Source organism: Dyella sp. 01L423, from assembly GCF_056399945.1.
In genome coordinates, this window is record NZ_JBFTSI010000010.1 from 36681 (window position 1) to 59292 (window position 22612).

General features: G+C 62.6%; 23 protein-coding genes. 10 read left to right on the forward strand and 13 right to left on the reverse strand.

Annotated elements, in window-relative coordinates:
* The first annotated feature begins 149 nt into the window (after positions 1–149).
* The 5 genes from AC1DMY_RS20120 (at position 150) to AC1DMY_RS20140 (ending at position 5496) form a co-directional block, all read left to right on the forward strand.
* Positions 150–857, forward strand: a complete 708-nt coding sequence (locus AC1DMY_RS20120) for a DUF3348 domain-containing protein (protein ID WP_477166629.1) — start codon at positions 150–152, stop codon at positions 855–857.
* A 10-nt stretch (positions 858–867) separates the two neighbouring features.
* Entirely contained in the window at positions 868–2964 is a 2097-nt protein-coding gene (locus tag AC1DMY_RS20125) for a DUF802 domain-containing protein (protein ID WP_477166630.1), read from the forward strand.
* Positions 2961–3611, forward strand: a complete 651-nt coding sequence (locus AC1DMY_RS20130; protein ID WP_477166631.1) for an OmpA family protein — start codon at positions 2961–2963, stop codon at positions 3609–3611. Before AC1DMY_RS20125 ends, AC1DMY_RS20130 begins: the two co-directional genes overlap by 4 nt.
* On the forward strand, positions 3601–4233 hold the full coding sequence (locus AC1DMY_RS20135) for a DUF2894 domain-containing protein (RefSeq protein ID WP_477166632.1): 633 nt from the start codon (positions 3601–3603) through the stop codon (positions 4231–4233). The genes AC1DMY_RS20130 and AC1DMY_RS20135 overlap by 11 nt, the downstream gene beginning before the upstream one ends.
* A gap of 345 nt (positions 4234–4578) precedes the next feature.
* Entirely contained in the window at positions 4579–5496 is a 918-nt protein-coding gene (locus tag AC1DMY_RS20140) for a JmjC domain-containing protein (protein WP_477166633.1), read from the forward strand.
* Positions 5497–5730: 234 nt separating this feature from the next.
* On the opposite strand, the gene AC1DMY_RS20145 is transcribed toward AC1DMY_RS20140, so the two are convergent.
* The 10 genes from AC1DMY_RS20145 to AC1DMY_RS20190 form a co-directional block, all read right to left on the reverse strand.
* Entirely contained in the window at positions 5731–7158 is a 1428-nt protein-coding gene (locus AC1DMY_RS20145; protein WP_477166634.1) for a nitrilase-related carbon-nitrogen hydrolase, read from the reverse strand.
* The gene (locus tag AC1DMY_RS20150; RefSeq protein ID WP_477166635.1) at positions 7142–7726 is read right to left on the reverse strand and encodes a TetR/AcrR family transcriptional regulator; all 585 of its coding nucleotides are present in this window, start codon (positions 7724–7726) and stop codon (positions 7142–7144) included. The genes AC1DMY_RS20145 and AC1DMY_RS20150 overlap by 17 nt, the downstream gene beginning before the upstream one ends.
* Before the next feature lie 108 nt (positions 7727–7834).
* On the reverse strand, positions 7835–8596 hold the full coding sequence (locus tag AC1DMY_RS20155) for an ABC transporter permease (RefSeq protein ID WP_477166636.1): 762 nt from the start codon (positions 8594–8596) through the stop codon (positions 7835–7837).
* Positions 8593–9540 carry an ABC transporter ATP-binding protein gene (locus AC1DMY_RS20160; protein ID WP_477166637.1) on the reverse strand — a complete coding sequence of 316 codons (948 nt, stop codon included), beginning with the start codon at positions 9538–9540 and terminating at the stop codon, positions 8593–8595. The genes AC1DMY_RS20155 and AC1DMY_RS20160 overlap by 4 nt, the downstream gene beginning before the upstream one ends.
* A gap of 102 nt (positions 9541–9642) precedes the next feature.
* Complete coding sequence (locus AC1DMY_RS20165; protein ID WP_477166638.1) at positions 9643–10350, reverse strand: AAC(3) family N-acetyltransferase; 708 nt, start codon at positions 10348–10350, stop codon at positions 9643–9645.
* A gap of 145 nt (positions 10351–10495) precedes the next feature.
* On the reverse strand, positions 10496–11662 hold the full coding sequence (locus AC1DMY_RS20170) for an AAA family ATPase (protein ID WP_477166639.1): 1167 nt from the start codon (positions 11660–11662) through the stop codon (positions 10496–10498).
* Positions 11663–11807: 145 nt separating this feature from the next.
* Complete coding sequence (locus tag AC1DMY_RS20175; protein WP_477166640.1) at positions 11808–12194, reverse strand: DUF1090 domain-containing protein; 387 nt, start codon at positions 12192–12194, stop codon at positions 11808–11810.
* Between the two features lie 98 nt (positions 12195–12292).
* Complete coding sequence (locus AC1DMY_RS20180) at positions 12293–13111, reverse strand: alpha/beta fold hydrolase (RefSeq protein WP_477166641.1); 819 nt, start codon at positions 13109–13111, stop codon at positions 12293–12295.
* A 93-nt stretch (positions 13112–13204) separates the two neighbouring features.
* Positions 13205–13549, reverse strand: a complete 345-nt coding sequence (locus AC1DMY_RS20185; RefSeq protein ID WP_477166642.1) for an FxLYD domain-containing protein — start codon at positions 13547–13549, stop codon at positions 13205–13207.
* A 132-nt stretch (positions 13550–13681) separates the two neighbouring features.
* On the reverse strand, positions 13682–14587 hold the full coding sequence (locus tag AC1DMY_RS20190) for a LysR family transcriptional regulator (RefSeq protein ID WP_477166643.1): 906 nt from the start codon (positions 14585–14587) through the stop codon (positions 13682–13684).
* Positions 14588–14807: 220 nt separating this feature from the next.
* Between AC1DMY_RS20190 and AC1DMY_RS20195 the strand changes: the two genes are divergently transcribed.
* Entirely contained in the window at positions 14808–15509 is a 702-nt protein-coding gene (locus AC1DMY_RS20195; RefSeq protein WP_477166644.1) for an SDR family oxidoreductase, read from the forward strand.
* A gap of 95 nt (positions 15510–15604) precedes the next feature.
* Here the strand turns inward: AC1DMY_RS20195 and AC1DMY_RS20200 are convergent, their stop codons facing one another.
* The gene (locus tag AC1DMY_RS20200; RefSeq protein ID WP_477166645.1) at positions 15605–16261 is read right to left on the reverse strand and encodes a uracil-DNA glycosylase; all 657 of its coding nucleotides are present in this window, start codon (positions 16259–16261) and stop codon (positions 15605–15607) included.
* Positions 16262–16325: 64 nt separating this feature from the next.
* Positions 16326–17210: a LysR family transcriptional regulator gene (locus AC1DMY_RS20205; RefSeq protein ID WP_477166646.1), complete on the reverse strand. Its 885-nt coding sequence runs from the start codon at positions 17208–17210 to the stop codon at positions 16326–16328.
* 132 nt (positions 17211–17342) lie between these two features.
* Here AC1DMY_RS20205 and AC1DMY_RS20210 point away from each other — a divergent pair, with 132 nt between their 5' ends.
* Entirely contained in the window at positions 17343–18116 is a 774-nt protein-coding gene (locus AC1DMY_RS20210; protein ID WP_477166647.1) for an SDR family NAD(P)-dependent oxidoreductase, read from the forward strand.
* Positions 18117–18177: 61 nt separating this feature from the next.
* Here AC1DMY_RS20210 and AC1DMY_RS20215 read toward each other — a convergent pair whose 3' ends face one another.
* Positions 18178–19734, reverse strand: coding sequence for a tetratricopeptide repeat protein (locus tag AC1DMY_RS20215; protein ID WP_477166648.1), 1557 nt, complete (start codon positions 19732–19734; stop codon positions 18178–18180).
* Positions 19735–20418: 684 nt separating this feature from the next.
* On the opposite strand from AC1DMY_RS20215, the gene AC1DMY_RS20220 reads away from it, so the two are divergent.
* The 3 genes from AC1DMY_RS20220 to AC1DMY_RS20230 all read left to right on the forward strand — a co-directional run bounded on the left by AC1DMY_RS20220 (position 20419) and on the right by AC1DMY_RS20230 (position 22469).
* Complete coding sequence (locus tag AC1DMY_RS20220; RefSeq protein WP_477166649.1) at positions 20419–20823, forward strand: potassium channel family protein; 405 nt, start codon at positions 20419–20421, stop codon at positions 20821–20823.
* A 562-nt stretch (positions 20824–21385) separates the two neighbouring features.
* Positions 21386–21952, forward strand: a complete 567-nt coding sequence (locus AC1DMY_RS20225; RefSeq protein WP_477166650.1) for an RNA polymerase sigma factor — start codon at positions 21386–21388, stop codon at positions 21950–21952.
* Positions 21953–22007: 55 nt separating this feature from the next.
* Positions 22008–22469 carry a glycosyl hydrolase family 28-related protein gene (locus tag AC1DMY_RS20230; RefSeq protein WP_477166651.1) on the forward strand — a complete coding sequence of 154 codons (462 nt, stop codon included), beginning with the start codon at positions 22008–22010 and terminating at the stop codon, positions 22467–22469.
* Positions 22470–22612 lie beyond the last annotated feature (143 nt).

A 22612-nucleotide genomic window follows, 5' to 3' on the forward strand; every position in this document is an offset into this window, starting at 1 on the left:
GAGATACGCAATAAACCTATGTGTAAAGCCTACTACAGCTAGCTCTTGGCAGCATGACGCCGAAACGGGCGCAGCGGGATGCCGGCATCGCCCGGCAGGCGCCCGGGTCGGCTTACCGTGTAAAATGACGGTTTTATTGCCAGTAGTTGATGGTGTCAGCCTCTCCTTGGACGACAGTCCGTGGCCCAACGTTCATTCGCCTGCTTGCACGCCTGACGGACGTTGACGTCGCCCAATCCAAACAGTCGCTTTCGGACCGGCTGAGCCATTGGCTCGACTGGACGCATGCGCTGGCCTTGTCCACGGTGCTGGATGGCCAGCCTTCCGTAGACGGCGGCGACACCCTCTCTTTCGGCAGCGCGGACGATGAGGAGTGCGCGCGTGCACGCGCGTCGCTGGCGCAGACGATTGCCGGCGACAAGGCGTTCACCGAACGACAGTCGGCGGACGAAGTGGTCGACTACGCCGTGTTTCGCCAACGCTACTTCGCCCTGCAGCGAAAGATGCAGGCCACCACCGGCCATCTCCGCGGCCGACTGCGCGACATGCTCGCGCAAAGGAGCCATGACATGGCCCGACTCGCCGCGGTGGATGCGGTGATGGAGCAGGCCCTCAGTCCACGCGAACAAATGCTGTTGGCTGCGGTGCCTGCGGTACTGGGAAAACATTTTGATCGCCTGCGCGACGCCGAGAGCAGATCGCTCGACGATGCGCAGGCCGCAGAGAACACCGCCGCGGTGATCCGCGGCGCCTGGCTGGACGTGTTTCGCAGGGATATGCAGAGCGTGTTGCTCGCCGAACTGGACGTTCGTTTTCAACCGGTCGAAGGCTTGCTTGCAGCGCTTCGCACCAGCTAATTGGGTAGTCATGTTCAGAAATCTTCTTCATCTCGCCGTGTTCGTTGCCGGCCTTGTCGCGGTGTGCTGGATCGGCGCCGGTTACATCGGCTCCAATCCGCTGGGCGCTGCCGTCGCAGGTTTGATTGGCTTGTGCTATCTCGCCGGTGCGCTGGAGCTGCATCGCTATCGCCAGGCCACCTCCACGTTGACGCAGGCGGTGACGGCGCTGTCCACGGCTCCGGCCAGTCTCGCCGAATGGCTCGACAGCCTGCATCCGAGCGTGCGCAACACGACGCGCCTGCGCGTCGAAGGCGAGCGCGTGGCGATGCCCGTGCCCTCGCTCACGCCGTACCTGGTCGGCCTGCTGGTGCTGCTGGGCATGCTCGGCACCCTGCTGGGCATGATGGCGACGCTGCGCGGCACCGGCATCGCGCTGGAAAGCGCCACCGATCTGCAGGCCATCCGCGGCTCGCTCGCCGCGCCGGTGAAGGGACTGGGCTTTGCGTTTGGCACCTCCATCGCCGGCGTGGCCAGCTCGGCCATGCTCGGCCTGCTCTCCGCGCTGTGCCGCCGCGAGCGCCAGCATGCGGTGCAGCTGCTTGACGCAAAGATCGCCACCACGCTGCGCGTGTACTCGCAGAGCCATCAGCGCGAGCAGGCTTTCAAGCTGCTGCAGCAACAGACCGAACTGATGCCGACCCTGGTCGATCGTCTGCAGACGATGATGGCGACCATCGAGCAGCAGAGCGTCGCCGCGAACGAGCGCCAGATGATCGGCCAGGAGGCGTTCCACGCGCGTACCGAAGCGAGCTACACCCGCCTCGCCGCTTCGGTGGAAACGTCGCTGAAGGACAGCGTGAGTGAGAGCGCCCGTGCCGCTTCGTCGGCATTGCAGCCCATCATGACGGCCACCATGGACGGCATCGCGCGCGAAACGGCATCGCTGCACGATCAAGTGAATCAGGCCGTGCAGCAGCAGCTGCAGGCGCTGACCCGCGGCATGGAGACGACCACCACGACGGTCGCTGAGCTGTGGCGCGCCGCGCTGGCGGAACATCGCGGGACCAATGAAGCGCTGACTCGCGACCTGCGCGGCACGCTGCAGCAATTCACCGACACCTTCGAACAACGCTCGGCCGGCCTGCTGGACAACGTCTCCACACGGCTGGAAGCCACCACCAGCGGCGTCGCCGATGCCTGGAAGCAGGCGCTGTCGCAGCAGCAGGACGCCCATGGCGAACTCGCCGCGCGCAATCAACAGGCATGGGACTCGGCTGCGGCAAGCTTCGAGCAACGCGCGGCGTCGCTGGTCGAACTGATGCAGCAGTCGCATGCACAGCTGCAGGCCACGCTGGAATCGCGCGACCACGAACGCCTGGCCGCATGGTCGCAGGCGCTTGGCGCGATGACGGACACGCTGGGCACGCAGTGGGCGCAGGCAAGCGAACACGCCGCAAGCCAGCAGCAGACTGTCTGCGACGCACTGGCTCGCACCGCCGCCGATATCTCGGCACAGACGCAGTCGCACGCCAGCGCCACCATCGCCGAGATCTCCCGCCTGGTGGAGGCCGCCTCCGAAGCGCCCAAGGCTGCCGCCGAAGTCGTCGCCGAGCTGCGCCAGAAGCTCTCCGAAAGCATGGTGCGCGACACCGCCATGCTGGAAGAACGCAGCCGCCTGCTGGCCACGCTGGAGACGCTGCTCGATGCCGTGAACCACGCCTCCACCGAGCAGCGCACCGCCGTGGATGCACTGGTGGTCACTTCGGCTGACCTGCTTGAGCGCGTCAGCACGCGCTTCACCGACCATATCCAAGCGGAGACCGGCAAGCTCAACGCCGTGGCCGCGCAGGTCACCGGCAGCGCCGTCGAAGTGGCGAGCCTGGGCGATGCGTTTGGCGCGGCGGTGCAGTCGTTTGGCCACTCCAATGAAGCGCTGATGGAGCGCCTGGAACTGATCGCTGCCGCGCTGGATAAATCGGTCGCGCGCAGCGACGAGCAGCTGGCCTATTACGTTGCCCAGGCCAGGGAAGTCGTCGACCTGAGCATGCTGTCGCAGAAGCAGATCATCGAGGACATGCAGCAGATGGCCAGCCAGCGCGCCGCGATCGAGGCCGAACCGGCATGATCGACGAGCTGGAAGGCGAATCCGAATCGAGCGCCACGATCTGGGCCGCGTTCGGCGACCTGATGTCGGTATTGCTGGGCGCGTTCGTGTTGATCCTGGTTGGCGTGATCGGCATGCAGTTGCAGCTGTCGAGCCAACTGGATGAAGAGGTCAAGCAGCGCCAGGCCGAAGCGCAGCGTCGCCAGACGCTGGAACAGGCCTTGGCCGGGCCGTTGGCCGCGGGCCGCGTGACCCTGGTCAATGGGCGCATCGGCATTCGTGGCAGCGTGTTGTTCGCCTTGAACTCCGACCAGCTGCAGCCGGAAGGCCGCGAGGTGTTGAAGAGTCTTGCCGGTCCGCTGGCTGGCTATCTGAAATCGCGCGACGAGATCCTGATGGTCAGCGGCTTCACCGACGACCGCCAGGTGCGCGACGGCAATAAGCAGTTTGCCGATAACTGGGAACTGTCGGCCGAGCGCGCGCTGACCGTCACGCGCGCCTTGATCGCCGAAGGCGTGCCTGCGTCATCGGTATTCGCCGCCGCTTTCGGCGCGGAGCAGCCGGTGAGCACCAACGCGAACGACGAAGGCCGTGCCAAGAATCGCCGCGTGGAAATGGCGCCGATGCCGCGACCGTCGAATGCCAACGTGGTTGCCCATGAGCCTTGATGCCGCGACGGCTCAAGCCACGCTCGCTGCGTGGCGTGAACAAGGCGCCGACCGGCTCGATCCCATGCGCTTTCATGTGATGCAAGCGCTGGCCGCGCGAGCGTCCAGGCACGAAGGCGACGCGCGGCGCATCCTCGATGCTCGCCTTGACGAGTTGATCAATGCGTATGCGCGCGAACTGGGCGACGCGGCCTTTGGCGCAAATACCGCCGAAACGCCACCGAGTGCACTGACTGAACTGCTCGCCCACATCGAAGCGGGCGTAGCGGCGCGCCTGGAGCACGCCGACACGCGGGAAGCACTGCCAAGCGCCAGCTATCCCACGCTGGACATCCTCGATCAGTTCAAAAAGCTCTGGTCCACGCTGCGCACCAGCAGCCAGATGCGGCAGTCGCTGGAGCAAGTGCCGGAGAATGCAGGCCCCTTGAACTCCGGTGCACTGGTGCATCGATCCATCGCCCTGATGCGCGAACTGTCGCCGGGGTATCTCGAACAATTCCTCTCGTACGCGGACAGTTTGTCGTGGATCGAACAGATCAACGCAAACGCACCGACGGCGAGTGATGCCACCCGTGCGCCAAGCACCCGCAAACGCGCCAAGGCGAAGTCGCGCACAAGCTGATCGCGAGTCACCGGCGCAAGCACAAGTGACGCACAGTTGTATCAGCGACGCTTATCGACAGATACGCGTAAGCCGCACTTTTAGCGCGCCAAACAGCGATTATTTGTCGCGCGCCACGCGCTTCGTTTCAATGCGCAGCGAGATTATTTTCGCCCACACAATCGACCACTGATCGATTGCAAACTCTTGCGATGTCGCGCATCGCTGCAGATCAAAGCGTAGTTTCTTTCACGGCGTATTGCGTTTAGACGTCTGCTCGCTGGCAACACCTCAGCGTATAAATACTTATCACAGGGGCCACACATCACACGCGACGCATGCGATCGCAAGGGTTGGGGGTCCGCTATGAGTGAAAGCACAAAACCGGTTATCGAGATGGATTGGGATGCGTTCGATCCTTGGCGCATCCAGCCGCTGAAGCACGGCCTGACCGAGCATCCGCTGTTGCAGACCGAGCAACTGGTGGAACTGGGCAAGCGCTGTCGCGGCACGAAGCGCTGGTACGCATTCAACAGCGATGTCACGGCGGGCACGGATTTCGACGACGCTGCCAGTCTGTTCCCCACCGCCAGGTCGGCAGTCGATTCGCTGCGCGACATCAGCGCGGCCAAGGCTTGGGTGCTGCTGCGCCATATCCAGGCGGACCCGCTCTATCGCGAACTGGTAGACGTGGTGATCAATTCGATCAAAGCGCAGATCGAGCGCAAGGATCCCGGGCTCTACTACCGCGCTGGCTGGATCTTCTCCGCCTCGCCCAACACGGCCACGCCCTTCCACATCGATCGCAGCCACGTGCTGCTCTTGCAGGTGCGCGGCACCAAGACCGTCTACGTCTGGGACGCCGATGACACTGCCGTATGCAGCGACCGTGCGCGCGATTGCTTCCACATGCGCCACGATTTGAGCCGCACGCTGTGGAGCGAGGAGTTCCGCCAGCGCGCCCACGTATTCCGGTTGGGGCCTGGCATGGGCGTGTATATGCCGCTCACCAGTCCGCACATGGTGGAGACCAGCGACGAATCCTCCACCACCATCAGCTTCACCTATAACACCGACGCCACGCGCCGGAACGCCAAGGTGCATGTGATGCGCGAGATGCTCTTTCGACTCGGCATGACGCCGCCGGACTACGGCAGGAGCCACGTGTTCGATCGGGCGGCGCACGCTGCGGCTTCAGCCATCGTGGTGTGCCGCGGCCCGGGCGGGCATCCACCGGCCTGCCCTTCGCTGCGTCACAAGAGCGCGTACGCCGTCGCGGATTAACGTCGTCGCGGAAGCGCCGCAACCTCCGCTATAGGCCAGAAAGCAGAGGCAGATTCCAGCGCAAAAACGCAACTTCCTGCAGGACAAGGCGAGCCTGATATTCGCCGCCCAGGCGACGGGCAAGGTTCGCCTGCAGGCAGATACGGTGCAGCTCGCGACTGCGCAACTTTACGCGGACCAGTTGATGGTCCGCAGCGTGTCACGGCTACCAGCCCGGAAGCAGCGCATAGTGTTTCATCGCTGCGTCACCGACGGCCGCAGTGCGAATGCGAGGCACGCGGCCAGGCCCAGCAGATTGAGCCAGGCAAACCAGTCGCCCCACCGGCCGTAGAGCGTGCGCGTTTCACGCAGCGGCAGCTCGCCGACCAGTTCGGCATCGTGCTTTTCGCTGGACGCTTCGGCGACCACTCGACCGCGGTCGTCGCTCAAGGTGAGCCGGCCGGAACGGGGAGCGCGCGCCACCGCGAAGCCGCTTTCCACGCCGCGCATGATGGCCATGCGCCCGTGCAGCCAGCCATCGATGCTGAAATCCCACGCAGGCACCAGCAGCAGTTGCGCATTGCGCGCGGCATAGGCGCGGCCGATGTCGTGGAAGTCCATGTCCTTGCACACTGCCAGGCCGATGCGCCGATCGCCGCCAAGCATGGTGTAGCTGTCGCCCGGCGTGTACTGCCGCTCGAGGCCTGGTATCAGGTGATGCTTGCTGTACGTTGCCGGCGATGTGGCGGCGGGTTGAAACACCGCCAGCATGTTGCGTTCGGCGTTCGCTTCGCCCTTGAAGTCGATGCCGGCCGCCACGGTGATGTCACGCTGCGACGCCAGCTGCGCCAGCGCGGGAACATTGGCATCGGGCGTGGCGAACGAGGTTTCGGGTATCAGCACGAGATGTGCACCCTGGTCCGCGAGACGACCCAGGGCATCGACATAGCGCGCCTGCAAGGCCTGGCCGTCGGCATCCGCCAAGGCAGGACGGATGGGCTTTTCCAGCGACACCAGGCCGATGCGCATCGTGGACACGGCTGGCGCCTGCAGCCGCCAGCCGCCATAGGCAAGCGATACGGCGAGCACGATGGTGGTCGACACCGCCACGGTCAAGCGGTCACGCGTTGCGATCCGCGACGTCAGCAACACGGCGATGGCGGTGGGCACGAGCACAACCAGGAAACTGATGCCCCAGAGGCCAGCGACAGCGGCCACCTGGAGGATAGGCAAGGCATCCATCTGGGTGTAGCCGATGCTGCCGAAAGTGCCGTGCGGCGAAAGCAGGCTGCTGACGTATTCGATGGCGACCCAGGCGGTCGGTACCGCCAGCGTCGCCAGCATGGCACGTCCGCGCAGCAGCAATCGACGAAAGAGCAGCACGCACACAGCCAGCGCCACGCCCGGCATGCCGATGGCATACGCAATGAACGGCAACGGCAGACCGATGTAGTGATGCAGGTAGTCCCATTGGTTGAAGCCACCGATGGCAAAGGCCGCGAAAGCGGCGAGCGACGCCATCGGCGCACGCACCCTTGGCGCGAGCCACAGCACCGGCAGCGGCGCCAGCCAGGTGAACCACCACAGCGGTTGCACGCCGCTGCCGAACCACCAGCACAGCGCAGCCAGGGCCGTGGCCCCAATCCAGGTCAGAAGAGTGGAACCATCAAGCCTTGATGCCATGGATCAACCTCTCCATCGATTGCAGATAGAAAGCACGGAACGCCGCCTCGTCCAAACTGAAACGACCGGCGCGATAAAGGGCGACCAGCCCGTGCTGCTGCGCCCAGAGGGCCATGGCGACATCGTGCGGGTCGTCTTGCTTGAGCACGCCCTTGGCCATCCCTTCGATCACCGTGTCGACCACGACATTGAAGGTCGGCGAACGGCCCGCGCGGAAATCCTCGGGATAGCGCCGGGCGTCGTCGCGGTGCACGGAGAAGGCGTGATCGAACAGGTGTGGATGCGCCAACGCGTAATCCAGATAAGGCGCCGCCAGTGCCATCAGGCGCTTCATCACATCGCGACTCTGGCCGCGATGCGCTTCCCACTCATGCGCGACGGCCTTGAAGCTGTCGTCGGACAGCTGCTTGAGCAGTGCATCGCGGGTGGGAAAGTGCCGATAAATGGCCATCGGCGTGATACCCACCGCCTCGGCGACGCGGCGCATGGTGACGGCGTCGGCGCCTTCGCGATCGAACAGCTTGTGCGCGGCCCGGAGGATTTTCTCGGCGGTGGTCAGGCGACTCATGTATACACTGTATACATGGCAGCCGAGGCGGCGCAATGGCCCGGACGTCATGGCCAAGGCGAGGGAAACTTTCAGCGCCCCGGGGCGACGGGCCGCCCCGGAGTCGACTCAGGAACGCAGCTTGTACCCGGTGCGGAAGATCCAGGCCACCGCCACCGCGCACACCAGCAGGAAGCCCAGGGTCATGCCTGCGCTCAGCACCACGTTGACGTCCGAGTGACCGTAGAAGCTCCAGCGGAAGCCGCTGATCAGATAAACCACCGGGTTGAACAACGCGACCTTCTGCCAGAACGGCGGCAGCATGCCGATGGAATAGAACGCGCCGCCGAGGAAGGTAAGCGGCGTCACCACCATCAACGGGATCACCTGCAGTTTCTGGAAATCATCCGCCCACAGGCCGATGATGAAACCGAACAGGCTGAAGGTCACCGCCGTCAGCAGCAGGAACACGATCATCCAGCCCGGATGCAGGATGCTGTACGGCACGAAGAAACGCGCCGTCACCAGGATCAGCAGACCGAGCATCACCGACTTGGAAGCGGCCGCGCCGACATAGCCCAGGATCGCCTCCAGCGCCGACACCGGTGCGGAAAGCAACTCGTAGATGGTGCCCGACCACTTGGGCAGGTAGATGCCGAACGAGGCGTTGGAAATGCTCTCGTTGAGCAGCGACAACATGATCAGGCCCGGAATGATGAAGGCGCCGTAGCTGGTGCCGCCGATCTCGCCCATGCGCGAACCGATCGCGGTGCCGAACACGATGAAGTACAGCGACGTCGACAACACCGGCGACACGATGCTCTGCGTCAGGGTGCGGAACGTGCGGGCCATCTCGAAGCGGTAGATGGCGCGGATCGCGGGAAGATTCATGGCGCACCCCGCACTAGGCTCACAAAGATGTCTTCGAGCGAACTTTCCAATGTATGCAGATCCTTGAAATCCACGCCGCGCTCGGCCAGCTTGCGCAGCAGTTCGGCAATGCCGGTGTCTTCGCTCTGGGCGTCGAACGTGTAGATCAGCGTGGCGCCGTCGTCGGCCAGGGCCAGACCGGTGGCGTCCATTCCCTCAGGCAGTGCCTGCATGGGCGTCTGCAACGTGATGGAAAGCTGCTTCTTGCCCAGCTTGCGCATCAGTACATCCTTTTCTTCCACCAGGATGAGTTCGCCGCGCGTGATCACGCCCACGCGGTCGGCCATTTCCTCGGCTTCTTCGATGTAGTGCGTGGTCAGGATCACCGTGACGCCAGTTTCGCGCAGTCCGCGCACCATCTGCCACATGTCGTGGCGCAGCTCCACATCGACGCCGGCCGTGGGTTCGTCCAGGAACAGGATGCTGGGTTCATGCGCCAGCGCCTTGGCGATCAGCACGCGGCGCTTCATGCCCCCGGTGAGGGTCATGATCTTGGCGTCCTTCTTTTCCCACAGCGACAGCGCACGCAGCACCTTTTCGATATGCGCGTCGTTCCGCTCGCGCCCGAACAGGCCGCGGCTGAATCGCACCGACGCCCACACCGTTTCAAAGGCATCGGTGGACAGTTCTTGCGGCACCAGGCCGATCTTCGAGCGCGTCGCGCGATAGTCGCGCAGCACATCGTGACCATCCACCGTCACGGCGCCGCCGCTGGGTTTGACGATGCCGCAGATGATGCTGATCAGCGTGGTCTTGCCCGCGCCATTGGGACCCAGCAAGGCAAAGATTTCGCCGCGCCGTATGTCCAGATCGATCGCCTTCAGCGCCTGAAAGCCGCCCTTATAAGTCTTGCTGATGCCCCGGATGGAAACGGCTTGCTGGGTCAGGTGGGACGAGTCGTTCATGAGGTTCCTTGATTCGAACGCAGCTCAACCATGAGGATTCTAACCCCGACATTCAATGGCCACGTGACACAAAATCGCATCACTGGAATAAGGCGCGGCGCTTCACGGGCCTGCAGCCAGCCATTCATGCAAACGCGCCTTGGCAAAGTCGACGAAGGGTACGCTGAGCATCAGCTGGCAATCGGCCTGCCCAATACGCGCGCGTTTGATCAGTCCGGCCGCTTCAGCCGCCTCGCCAAGACCTGGAAAATACCGACCGTTGTCATCGCCCACATCAGGCACTTCCAGCCAGACACGCTCCCCCGCCATCGGATAAGGGAAGCCACGCAGCTTGGTCCGATGATGTGGCAGCAGCGACTCGGCGTAATGCAGAAAGGAGTTGCGGTTATGGCCCACGCCCAGCAGCAGAATGTGGGCGCCAAGTTGGTACATCCGCTCGAACGGTGAGCCCTTGCCCAGTGCATAGCGCAAGGACTGGTGGCTCGTGATGTCTTCGGCATGCGCACCGATCGCCGCCACCGACGCCTGCGGATGACTGCCTCGATGGCGATGGGTATGCGCGAGCAGCGCGTTGGCCACGGCGCCCATCGGAGTCCGCAAATTCGCGTGGTATAGGGGCACCTGCAGGCGAGCCTGCTCGATCATGGCCGCTTCGCGGGGAACGGACGGCAGCGCGGTATCGGCAACCTGTGGCGTGAAGGTCGGCACGACGACGGTGCCCGCGTCACCCACGCATCGGCGCAGCGCATCGATCACCGCCCCTGCACCACCGTCCACCGCACCGAATGCCGACAGCGACGCATGCACCATGACCACGGCCCCCTTGGGCAAGCCAAGTGCAGTGAAATCTCGCTCTAGCGAAGCGACATCGATTGGGACGACTGAGGCTTGCGTCATAAGCAACTGATCTCAGGAATTATGGCGAGGAAGGGGCGAACGAAAAGCTCAATGCGCGCTATCGCGCTGGCCAATGCCAGGCCGGCTCGTTTAGCACGTTCTGCCCGACGATATGCGTCTGACTGACGTCTTTCTCCAGCGCCAGCACATCGCATGCGGGAAACTCAGCCAGGGCGCTGATCAGACGCGGTGCATGCGACACCACCCATACCTGGCTGCGGGTCGCCGCGTTCGCGATCAGACGCGCAAGCGCAGGCAGGAGATCGGGATGAAGGCTGGTCTCCGGCTCGTTCAACACCATCAACGGTGGCGGCCTGGGTGTATGCAACGCAGCAATCCACAACAGGTAGCGCAGCGTCCCGTCCGACAACTCCAGGGCGGACAGCGGCCGCAGCAGGCCCTGCTGGGAAAACTGCAGGCTGAAGAGACCGTCACTGACCGCAATCTCCACGGCCGCACCGGGGAAAGCATCCTCCAGCGCGGCATCGAGTCCATCGCGATCGCCGATCTCGCGAATGGTTTGCCAGGCCGCCGCCAAGTCGGCACCGTCGTGGCTGAGCACGGTAGTTCGCGTGCCAAGCTGCGTCCTTCTCGCTGGCGCGTCACGGTCCGAGCGGAAATGGTCATAGAAGCGCCAGCCGCGTATCGCTTCGCGCATATGCAGAATCTCCGGCGCTCGCTCGGGATCCGCAACTTGCGTGAGCACGCTTTCGAACACATTGAGATGCGCGGCCAGCGTACGCCATTGACGGCCGTCCCGAACGCGCGCCGAAGCGCCGCGGCGGTCGACCAGGATATTGGACGACCTCAGGAACGGCCCTGCCCAGATCGCTTCACTTTTGATTTCCGGATCTAGGCGGAATGCCGTCGGCGCCTGGGATGGCGGTGGAAGACCCAGGTCGATCGCATAACCGAATTCATCACCGGCGAAGCCCAGCTTCAGGCCGACCGGTTCGTGACGCGGGCCGCCTTGTATCGGCACTTCGCCATGTTGCATCTGTCGTGATATGCGCTCCGGCCCCGCCCACAACGCCGAGCTCAACCCACCCTCGCGCGCCAACGCGTGTCCGACGCCACCGCGTGCGGTTTCAGCAAGCAGGTGCAGCGCACGATAGAGATTGGACTTGCCGCTGCCGTTGGCCCCTGTCACCAGGTTCAAGGAGCCAAGCGGAGCGATGACGGATTTCAGGGAGCGATAGTTCGCGACAGCCAGCGTTTTCAGCATCGAGTGTCACCAGGAATAGCCATCGATCGACGCCGCGGGGAAAGCGTCCGTCACCGGAACGCGGCTGCCCAGGCTGGGCCTGGCGATGGTATCTGGTGGCCGGCAAGAAGGCAGTATCACCCAGCGCGCGGCATTCCCGGGACGGTCAATGCAACGCTTCGGCATCCATCATGGCTTGCTGGAGTTGGGCGTGGGCCTCGTCCGCTTTGCGCTGGCGGTCCGCCATCTTGTCGGCGCTCTTGCCCTGCTCCCTGGCCTCCTCCAACTCCTGATCGCGCGCAACTGCCTTTTGCTGTGCCTTGGCTACCTTTTGTTCGGCATCGCTGCGCAGCGACGCATCCGTGCAATGCGCCTTCACCTGCGCCAAGGCGGTCTGCAGCCCTTGCACGCGCGAGGCGTTGCCGTGGGCCTGCGCATAGGTAATTTCCTGCTCGATCGATTGGCGCTTGGCATCGCAACCGCCCGATTGGGCAAGCAGCAGTGCGGGGCACAGGGAGACGGCAAGCAAGGCGAGCGAGGTGACGACTTTCATGGGCGACTCCTGGAGTGATCGAGGGGAGCGCAACTCAGTGGCGCCCTTCCCCAATGGTCCATTCATCGAGTGATCGCGATGTGTTTGCCGCGCCCAGCTCAGCCCGCGAGCACGCGCTCGGCGTAGGCCTTGAATGCTGCGGTCACGGCGGCCGGTTGATCGATCCAGGGGAAATGACCGGCGTCCGGAATCGCCGCCGCCATGACGTTGGGCGTGTTGTATCGCGCATCCGACCATCCGCGCTGACTCACGATCCGGTCACTCTCACCCCATAGGCGCAGCACCGGTACGTCGAGCGGCCACCAGCGGGCCTGGTAGGTGTGATCAAAGTTGGCGTCCGACCACTCCACCGCCGCGCTGTTGTAGGGCATGCGAGCCAGCAGTGCGCGCCCCACCTCCAGCGCGGCAGGCGTGAAGTTCCACTCGGCGGAAGACATGGCCAAGGTGGTCAGGTGTTCGACGGTGGGGGCCTGCGCGTAGGCGATGACGGCCTGCTCGAAAGCTGGCAGCGGATCGCGCTGGGTCATCGCCACGTACTCGGCATGCCAGGCGCTGTCGGGCGCGGTGTCGAGCAAGGCCAGGCCTCGAACCAGGCCGCTCAACGCCGGCGTGGCCAGCAGATACATGCCGCCGGTGGAATGCCCCACGAAAACGGCGTCGCTCACCGCTTCTGCAGCCTCAATCAACACCTGCGGCCAGCGGGCAAAGGGATCGTCGCCCGCACGCGCCGTATTGGAACCATCGCCCGGAAGATCGATCAGCCAGATGCTGCCGGGCACCGCCATGGCATCGGCCAGCTCCTGCAGGCTTTCCGAACCAATGCCAGGGCCGCCGGGCAGCAGCAGCCAATTGAGCGAACCTTCTCGCGACGAATGAAGACGCATGCGGACGCCGGACGCGGTATAGCGCGTTTCCATGCCTTGTTGTTCTCGGTGTGGGGGATCGTGATTATCGTGCCGTCCGCGAGCGCGGACTTTCCAAATCCCCCGGTCCGATCGGCAGCGCGGAAGCTAGCGGTCTTCGATACGCAGCAGGCGGGCGCGGCTCACGTTGCCGCGCGCGGACGCATGGAACTTCCACGTCTGCCCTGGCGCCAGGTTATGCACCTCATCGGTTGCACGCCCGATCGCATGCCCCTTGGCGTCGAAAAGGCGGAAGCTCACCCTGGCCGAATGCACCGGCACACGTCCCACATTGGTCAGCGTTCCCACGACTTTATTGTGCCCTGGCCTCACATCGCGTTCGACGCGATACGGCCCCAGCCGCACATGTCTCGCCGGCGCACCAGCGGCCATGGCCGACGAACACACCACACATCCAAGCAACACCCACCACACGATCGAGCGACGTTTCATTGCAACCAGGGACAGCACAAGGGACGAAGCACGCAAGTCTAGATTGATTCGCGTCCGTTGCGCAGTCTCTTCGATCACGGCGCGCTATCGACATGGTCGAAGCTTGATGGCTCCGACGGGTTGCCACCCGTGTCAGGGGTGTTGATAGCCGAACCGTTCCCGCAATCGCGGTGTGGCGAAGTCGATGAAAGCACGCAGTTTCAAGGGCATTTGGCGCTGGCCTGGATACACCAGGCTGAGCGGCATGGGGGCAGGCTCATAGGTTTGCAGCAAGCGCACCAGGGTCCCTGCTTTCAACAGATGATCCACCTGGTCGGCCAAGACACGCACGATGCCCCCATCCTCGGTGGCGGCAATCACCGCAGCTTCCGCCGAATTGACGCTGAGTCGCGACGCCACCTTGATCACCCGCGCGGTTTGACCTTCACCAAATTCCCACATGTCCGCCGCCGAGTACCCCACGTAAGTGATGCAATCGTGCGCGGCGAGATCCTCCGGTTTTTCCGGAACGCCACGCGCTTGCAGATAGGCTGGGCTGGCGCACAGCACGCGACTGATGAGGGCGATGCGCGTGGCCACCAAGGCGCTGTCGGGCAAGGCGCCAAGGCGCACTGCAAGATCGACGTGCTCCTCCAACAGATGGCTGACGTGATCGCTCAGCTGGATGTGCGCGCGAATCTGCGGAGCACTGCGCAGAAAAGCGACAAGCACCGGGACGACATGATTGCGTCCGATCACCACGGGTGCACTGATGATCAACTCGCCCTGCGGCGCCCGGTATTCGCCGGCAGCGGCGCGTTCGACTTGTTCGATGTCTTCCAGGATCTGCCGGCTGGCGGCGACGTAATCGCGCCCCGCATCGGTCAGCACCAGCTTTCGTCCTCCGCGCAATACGAGGCGGACGTTGAGGTGCGCTTCCAATTCCGACACGCGGCGACTCACGGTGGCCAGAGGCATATGCAGCTGCCGGCTGGCGGCGGAAAGGCTGCCCGCGTCTACCGCGGCCAGCAGCACGGTCATGGCTTCAAGTCGGTCCACGGCCTCTCACCAGATGAAAGGGTGCCTTCCGAATTTACCGTCTAGTGCCTCGTTTTGAAAGGATCTAGCCTTTGCACCCATGCGATGAGCCCTTGAAACAAACGCTCCCTCGGGACGACCGGCCAACCGGGGGGACCCTCTGGAACTGTCACGAAACTCATCACGGCCGGATCCGCCTTAGGCGGCACCATTTGCCATTCCCCATCCCCTGGAGTTTCTTATGAACATCAAAGACGCCACCGTGCTTGTCACCGGTGCCAATCGCGGCCTCGGCCTGGTCTTCACCCGCGAGCTGGTCGCCCGCGGCGCCCGCAAGGTCTACGCCGCAGCGCGCGACCCTGCGACGATCACAGAGCCCGGCGTTGAGCCCCTGCGGCTGGACGTCACCAACCCGGACGACGTGGCCGCTGCGGCAAAGCTGGCCTCGGACGTGACGCTGGTGATCAACAACGCGGGCATCGCCCAGGCCGGCGGCTTTCTTGCAGAGGACAGCGAAGCCGTCACGCGGCGCATCTTCGAAACCAACTTCTACGGCATGCTGAGCATGAGCAAAGCGTTCGCGCCGGTGCTCAAGGCCAACGGCGGCGGCGCCCTGCTCAATGTGCTGTCGGTCGTCTCGTGGGTGAGTGGCGCCATGGCCGCCTATTCGGCGAGCAAGTCCGCCGCATGGTCGCTCACCAATGCCCTTCGCCTCGAACTGGCGGGACAGAAAACGCAGGTGACGGCGCTGCATATGGGTTTTGTCGATACCGACCTGGCACGCGATTTCGATGCCCCGAAATCAACCTCCGAGGACATCGTCAAGCGCGCGCTCGACGGACTCGAAGCCGGCCTGGATGAAGTGCTCGCCGATGAGCGCAGCGTGCAGGTGAAGCAAGGTCTGGTGGCGGCGCGTCCCATCTACTTGCCGCCCCTCTCGTAACAAGGGCGGTGAGCGTTCGCCCCTCGTGATGGTGGAGCGCGGTTTCGACCGCGCTCCACTCACGGCTGGAACCATTCACGCAGTCGAAGCTGCCATCAAAGGTGCTTCGCCACCAAGGCAAGTCCGGCACGAAACGCCGTCGCGCCACCATTGGAAGGGTGGCGAATCTTGTCGGCTTGCACGCCTAGTTTGCGCAGCGAATCGGCAGCGACGTTGCCCACCGCAACCACGGTAACGCCAGGCAACGCAGCGATCAGTTTGCGCAAAAGTACTGCGCCGACAGCCTTCTCGCCTTCGTTTGGCGCGCGGTTCGACAAGGGCGTCGCACCGTAGGGGTGCCACGGGAAGGCGCCCCACAAGATGGTGTGATCCATCAAATCTTGTTCACGCAACGCGCGCCACACGATGGTGGACGACGGCTCACGCCAAGGCAGCCGCCGCGAGGTGAGTCGGTCGTGCAACATCCCGATGCGCGGCACACCGTCCTCCAGCAGCAGAGCCTCGGAGGTAAACGGGCAACCCGTGATCCGCGTACCTTGATAGCCAGGCGCCTCGCCGACCAGCAGCAGCCTCGGTGCAGGGGCCGACAGATGAAGCCGCAGGCGTTCGCGACGCCCCTCGATCGCAGCGGGAGCGATGTCATCACTCGAGACGGCGTTCCATGGATCGAAGATGTGCGGCATATCGGCGGTCGGCGCCGAGTAGAGTTCTTCAAGGAAGGCTTCGATCTTCCGGGTGGTGTGCGTTGCCATCGGCATCAAGGCTCAGTGACATTCCACAAGCACGCCGCCAGGCGCGCGATCCAGCAATCCAGCGCTACGCCTTCATAGCCTCGATAAGCGCTCTCAGGCCAGCGGACTGATGCTTGCGACTTGGAAAGTAGAGGAACAGATTTTCCTCCGTCGTGCACCAATCCTCCAGGCAGTACCGAAGTCGACCGTCGGCAATATAGGGCGCAGCGCGATCCTCCCACACATAAGCGAGCCCCACGCCTTGTGCCGCCGCCTCGACCATCAGCTCCTGGCTGTCCACCGTCAGCGGACCATCGACTTCGACCTGGATGGCTTCGCCTGCCTTGGCGAATTCCCAGCCGAAGATGGCCCCACTGGGAAAGGCGTAGCGGACGCAGTCGTGCTCGCTTAAATCGTGCGGGGTGCGAGGAATCGGCTTTCTCTCGAAGTAGCTTGGCGCCCCCACCACCGTAAAGCGGAAGCTCGGCCTGATACGCACCGCGATCATGTCCTGCGACAAGCGTTCACCGGGACGAATACCCGCGTCGAAGCCGCCCTCGACGATATCCACCAGGGAATCGGTGGCAACGACTTCGAGTTTTAGTCCGGGATTCTTTGCGAGCAGGTCCGGCATCACATCGCGAAGGATGTACAGCGCGAGTGAGTTCGGTACGTTCAAACGAATCGTACCGAACGGCGTGGCGCGAAACGAATTCAACGCGTCGACGGCCGCGCGCATATCCGTCAAAGCCGGTTCGAGCCGGGAAAAAAGCATCTCCCCCGCATCAGTCAGGGAGACGCTGCGCGTGGTGCGATGAAACAGGCGAATCCCCACGCGCGTTTCGAGATTCCGAATCGAGTGGCTGATGGCTGAAGCCGAAGTCCCGCGCTCGATGGCGGCATGGCGAAAACTCCGGTGCCGGGCCACGGCCGCAAAGACAGCCAGTTCGCTGAGTTCTGTCGTTTCCATTAGTGAATCTCACTCATCACCGTAGGAAATATTGCTTACTTTATCGTAGCAGTTCAAGTGACCAGAATGGCGACCAAGGACAACATCCAAGCCCCGTCCTGCATCCCCAAACACCTGATTCTGGAGACAAACATGAACATGCATGCCGCAAACAAAACGCTCGCGGGAAAAGTGGCCCTGGTGACCGGCGCCAGCTCCGGTATCGGCCGAGCCGCGGCCCTCGAACTGGCCCGCCGCGGCGCCAAGGTCATCGTCAGCGCCCGCAGGAAGTCGGAAATCGACGCCTTGGCCGACGAGATCAAGCGCGAAGGAAGCGAAGCCACCGCAGTTGTCGCCGATATCAATGTCGAGCAGGACGTGATCGACCTGGTGGCCGCGGCCATCAGCTCCTACGGCCGCATCGACATCGCCTTCAACAACGCAGGCACCGAAGGCGAGTTCACGCCGTTCGTTGAACAGTCCAACGATGCCTACGACACCATCTTCAACGCCAACGTACGCGGTGTGTTCTGGTCGATGAAGCACGAAGCCAAGGCCATGCTGGCGCAGGGTGGCGGCGTCATCATCAACAACGCATCGATGGGTGGCGTCATCGGCTTCGCCAACGCTGCCCTCTACATCGCCAGCAAGCACGCCGTGCTCGGCTTGACCAAGACCGCCTCGATCGAACTGTTCAAGCAAGGCATCCGCGTCAACGCCGTCAACCCCGGCATCATCGACACACCATTCCAGGATCGCATCTGGCCGAGCGCCGAAGCGAAAGATGCCTTCGCGGCCTCGACCGTTCCCGGTCGTGCAGGCTCAGCGACGGAAGTGGCGAATGTCGTGGCGTTCCTGGCTTCCGATGACGCGTCGTTTGTTTCGGGTCACGGGCTGCTGGTGGATGGCGGTTACTCCATCGCCTGACAAGCTGCATCTCGAGCAGCACCAGTCGGTGCTGCTCGGTGCCAGGGCCATCGACCGCGCGTCAGAGCCGCTCCATGCGCAGCCAGGATGGATCGCCCAGCCATGCGAGCTGAAACGCAGCGCGTGCAGCAGCCGCTTCGCTATGGTGGCCCTGCGCGCCTTCGCTTTGTGCCAGTCCATAAAGCGCCCAGCCGTTCTGCGGTGTTTGCCGCAACGCCGCCTGGAATGCCTGGCTGGCCTCGTCATATCGCCCGGCTTCGAACAAAGCCGCGCCGAGCGACTGGCTGACCGGGTAGTACCAGTACGCGGGTTCCTGGTAAGGGATCTTCCGCTCGAGAGTGATCGCTTCCCGATAGTGATTCGCTGCTTCATCGAAGCGGCCTTGGGCATGCGCAAACCGCCCTCGTGCGACGGCTTCGGCGAGCAGCAGGAGATCGGGCGCGGGCACACCCTGCTCGATCATCGGCGCGAACACATCGGAGGTGCGCAGCGCGGCAAGCGCCGACATCTCGCGGTCGAAGGCGGCACGATCTTGTCGCTCGGCATGGGCCACTGCGCGTGAGTAAAGGCGCATGGCTGCCGCATAGGGAAGGCGAGCATCCGCCGGTGGCATCGCGAGTATCGCCTCGGGTTGCGCAAACTGCGCCATCGCCAGATAGGGGGCGGCATCGATCGCCTGCACCCAGGCAATGCGCGCGGACGTATCCGGATCGAGCACGGTACGCAGGCGACCGGCCTCGCGGATCGCGGTGTCCATGTCGCCCGCCATCTGGGCAGACGCGACGATGAAATGGATGTTGTGCGGGTAGTAGCCATAACGCACAAGACTGTGATCATCCGTTCGGCGAATCAGCACTTCGTCGGATCGGGCCGCCGCAACGTTGACACGGATGGCATCGGCGTAACGCCCGGTCAATGCATAGATATGTGCTGGCATGTGCACCAGGTGTCCCGCGCTTGGCGCAAGCGGTCGCGCCAAGCGATCCGCGGCCGCTTCGGCGCGGCGTGGGTCAGCGCTGTTCTCCATAAGATGAATGTAGAGATGAGACGCCTGCAGGTTCTCCGGATGGCGGGCGAGCACCTTCTCGACCAACGCGACGGCCTCGCCGCTACGCCCCACGGGCGTACGCTTGTCGGCTTCCCAGTAGTTCCAGGGACTGGTGTCCATCGCCGCTTCCGCGGCGAGCACAGCGACATCGTCATCGCTCGGAAATCGACGCGCGACAGCCAGCATGGCGTCGGCGTAGGCCGCATCGAGTTCGCCGCGATCGGCCTTCGTATCGCGCGAGTAGCGATGGACCAAGGCGTCGATCAGCGCCTGCTCAAGAGGCGATGCATGCGCACGCAGTGCGAGCGCCCGATCCATCGCGGCCAGGGCGGCGTTCCGATCGCGGTCGTCCATCGGGGCATTGATATTGGGTCCCAATGCGAGCGCCTCGCCCCACCAGCACATCGCGCAGCCTGGATCCAGCCGCTGCGCCTCGCGAAACGAACCCACCGCACCCGCGTGATTGAATCCGTAGGTGAGGACCAAGCCCTGATTGAAGTAACGCTTGGCCTGCTCGCTTCGCGTCGTGATCGGCAGATGCGCTGCAGTGAGATCGGCGAAGAGCGGCATAGGCGAAGAAGCCACCCCCACCGGCCCGGCGACGACCGCGGCCAATGCCAGATGACGTGTCAGCGACCATGTGGACACCCCGCTTCCGCACATCGAAGTAGCCAGAAGAGAAGGATCAAAGGCCCGTGCTTCGGATGAAAAAGACGTGACAAGCGATGAACTGGTGAACGCGACACCAGCCCCGGCAAGTACCGCGCACTTCAATAGATTGCTCATGGCCAAGGCTCCGCAGCGGAACGTAGCAAGGCGAGGTTACTCCGCCAGCCGGGTGCGTATATAGCCAGAAAGTGAGATGCGCAGGCTCGTGTGCAGGCGACACGGGAAACGGGATTAAAGCGGCTTCCTCACTTCATAGGACGTTGGTTGAAATTGGCGATCGGCAGGCACCATTGCTGCGTGCCAATCCACGGGATAGGCTCCCGCACGATCAAAAACGGGCATGTCTTCTTCCTGCCTTGTCTTCGATCTTGGAGCTTAACCTGAAGCCATTTTTCGCCATTTCACAGAGCCATAAATTCAATGAAAGTCTTGGAGCTAGTCACCAATCCTCGCTACCGCCCCCGAATCTTAGGCCATCTTTGCCTCTTGATAGTTGTCTCAATAATCGTCGGAGTCGGCAAATTTGGCATCCCCGCAAGTGGGTGGCTTTGGGCGATTTACTGTGGTGCGATCTTCTGTGGCTATATGTTCTTACTCGAAGATTGTGCGACAAACCTATACACGAAGAAGAAGGTCGAGGAACCTTGGCTGGCGTTTGTCTTTTTCGCCTTATCAGCACTCCTTATCATCCTCCTCGCTTTCCCTTGGCACGCCTTTGCGTCCGTCGCTGCTAACGGTGTGAGGCAGCCATCCTTGAGTTTTGTCGATTCCTTGTACTTCTCTTGTGTCGTTTTCACAACGCTTGGCTTCGGCGACCTCACGCCCGCGAACGACGCGAGCAAGTGCTACGTCCTCTTCCAAGCCATTTTCGGAGCAACCCACATGGTTGCCTCATTCGCCATCATCGCGAATCGCATACTTGGTAATTCTCGCGAGCCGACTGTCGATTCAGTGATTCCGTCGCACGCGCCAGGTCCAAGCAAATCTTGACCGCTGTATGAAGAAGTTGACGTTGTGCTGAGAAAGCGGGGCCAGAGCAGATCTTCCATAAAAGCTGGTAGAAAAAGTGCACTCTGACCCTCGTTTTGACCGGCATATCTGCGTGGCCTCCTGCATCGAAATTTCCATGCAAGCGGCCTTGCTTGTCCGTAGTTGGCGACGTCGCGGCTAAATCAGCGCCACTGTAGATGCGCGGGCCATCTGCGCCTGTATCGGCCGTCCATTCGAAATCTTTATTCGATATGGGAGGCTTGATGCGAGGTACCCAAATCAGCAACAAAAGCATCTGACCATAACCTGAGATGGTCGCGCGCGCTCGCCTCCATCACCAGAATATGCTCTGCAGAAATGCGAGGCGCCCGATATGCGACGGGCCCCACAAAAGCATGCTTTGCCTTCTTCGCGCTATCGCAAGAAGATGCGCACATATCGCAAGATGTCTTGGGCTCACTCCCCTACCCCGGCCCATCATCACAAGTAGAGCCATACACCGGCTGATACGGCCGACGGGCTTCTATTCCCCGGATATTTCAGTATTGGCGTTAGGTCACTCATGAAGACCCGTTCGCACCGAGAGCAGGACACCGAGGCCACGGATAGGCTGCTCCTTGAGCGCATCGCCGATGGCGATCGAGACGCGTTGGCGACGCTTTATTACAACTATCACGAGAGACTTTGTGTATTTCTCTATCGGCTGACCCGACATGCAGAAATCATCGATGAGGTAATCAATGAATGCTTCTGGGTCGTCTGGCAAAAGGCATCCGAGTTTCGACAGGCATCCCCCGTCGCCATCTCGATCATGTGCATCGCCTATCGCGCGGGGTTGAACGCGCTGCACCGACGTGGTGCCGAACTTATCGATGGAGATGACTTCACCCAAGATCTGACGCCTTCGGCCAACTCCGGGAAGAATTGCCAGTTGCGAGATCGGATCACCCATGGCCTGGCCCGCATCACCTCCGACCAGCGTCTGGTATTTGAACTGGTTTACGCCGCAGGCCATAGTTTGGACGACATAGTCACGATCACTGGCATACCGTTGTGCACCGTGAAGGCGCGCCTGTTGGAAGCCAAAGCCAGCTTGCGCAATGTGCTGCCATTCCTGGCCGGTGACTGAAACAAGTAACCAAAACCGGGCGAGAGTGCGCTTCCCGTGAAGGCTCGCGGAAAAGGTGCACTCTGACCCCAGCTTTTCGACTCCGCCAATTGTCCTGGGTGACTGTGCAAATATTTTGTCGTATGGCGGCATTGGAGATGGCAACACCGACAACACGACCGCCCTAAATTCGCTACTTGCGTCGTCGCCTGTTGGGCGCGCTTGCGTGTACTTCCCTCCAGGAAAGTACCTGTTCCGCTCAAATATCACTTATACGTTGCCCGGTGGTCCGGGCTCGATCAGCATTATTGGCGCGGGATCTGACGTGACTGAATTGAGTTGGATCGCGACTGATGGGATATCGCTCACGCTGGCGAGCCCTTTCAATTCATTCCATGTTCGAAACCTGACGCTCACGACGAGCTCAATCAACTCAGGCACGGCAATTAAGGTCGCTCAAAACGCCAAAAATGCGAATCCCGCGGATTCCGCGGTCAGCGACGTCAGTGGTGTGACGGTGAGAGGGGCAGACTGTTGATTTCCGCCGAAAACTGAGCCGGGCTTTTCATCGAAAAGTGAGCCACCCGTTTGTGCGTCAGGTTAGCTCAGGTGATAGATGAAGGTGAGGTTTAGCGCTCCTTTCCGGTGTCCGTAACGTGGTTCCTGAAGCGGTAACTGTCG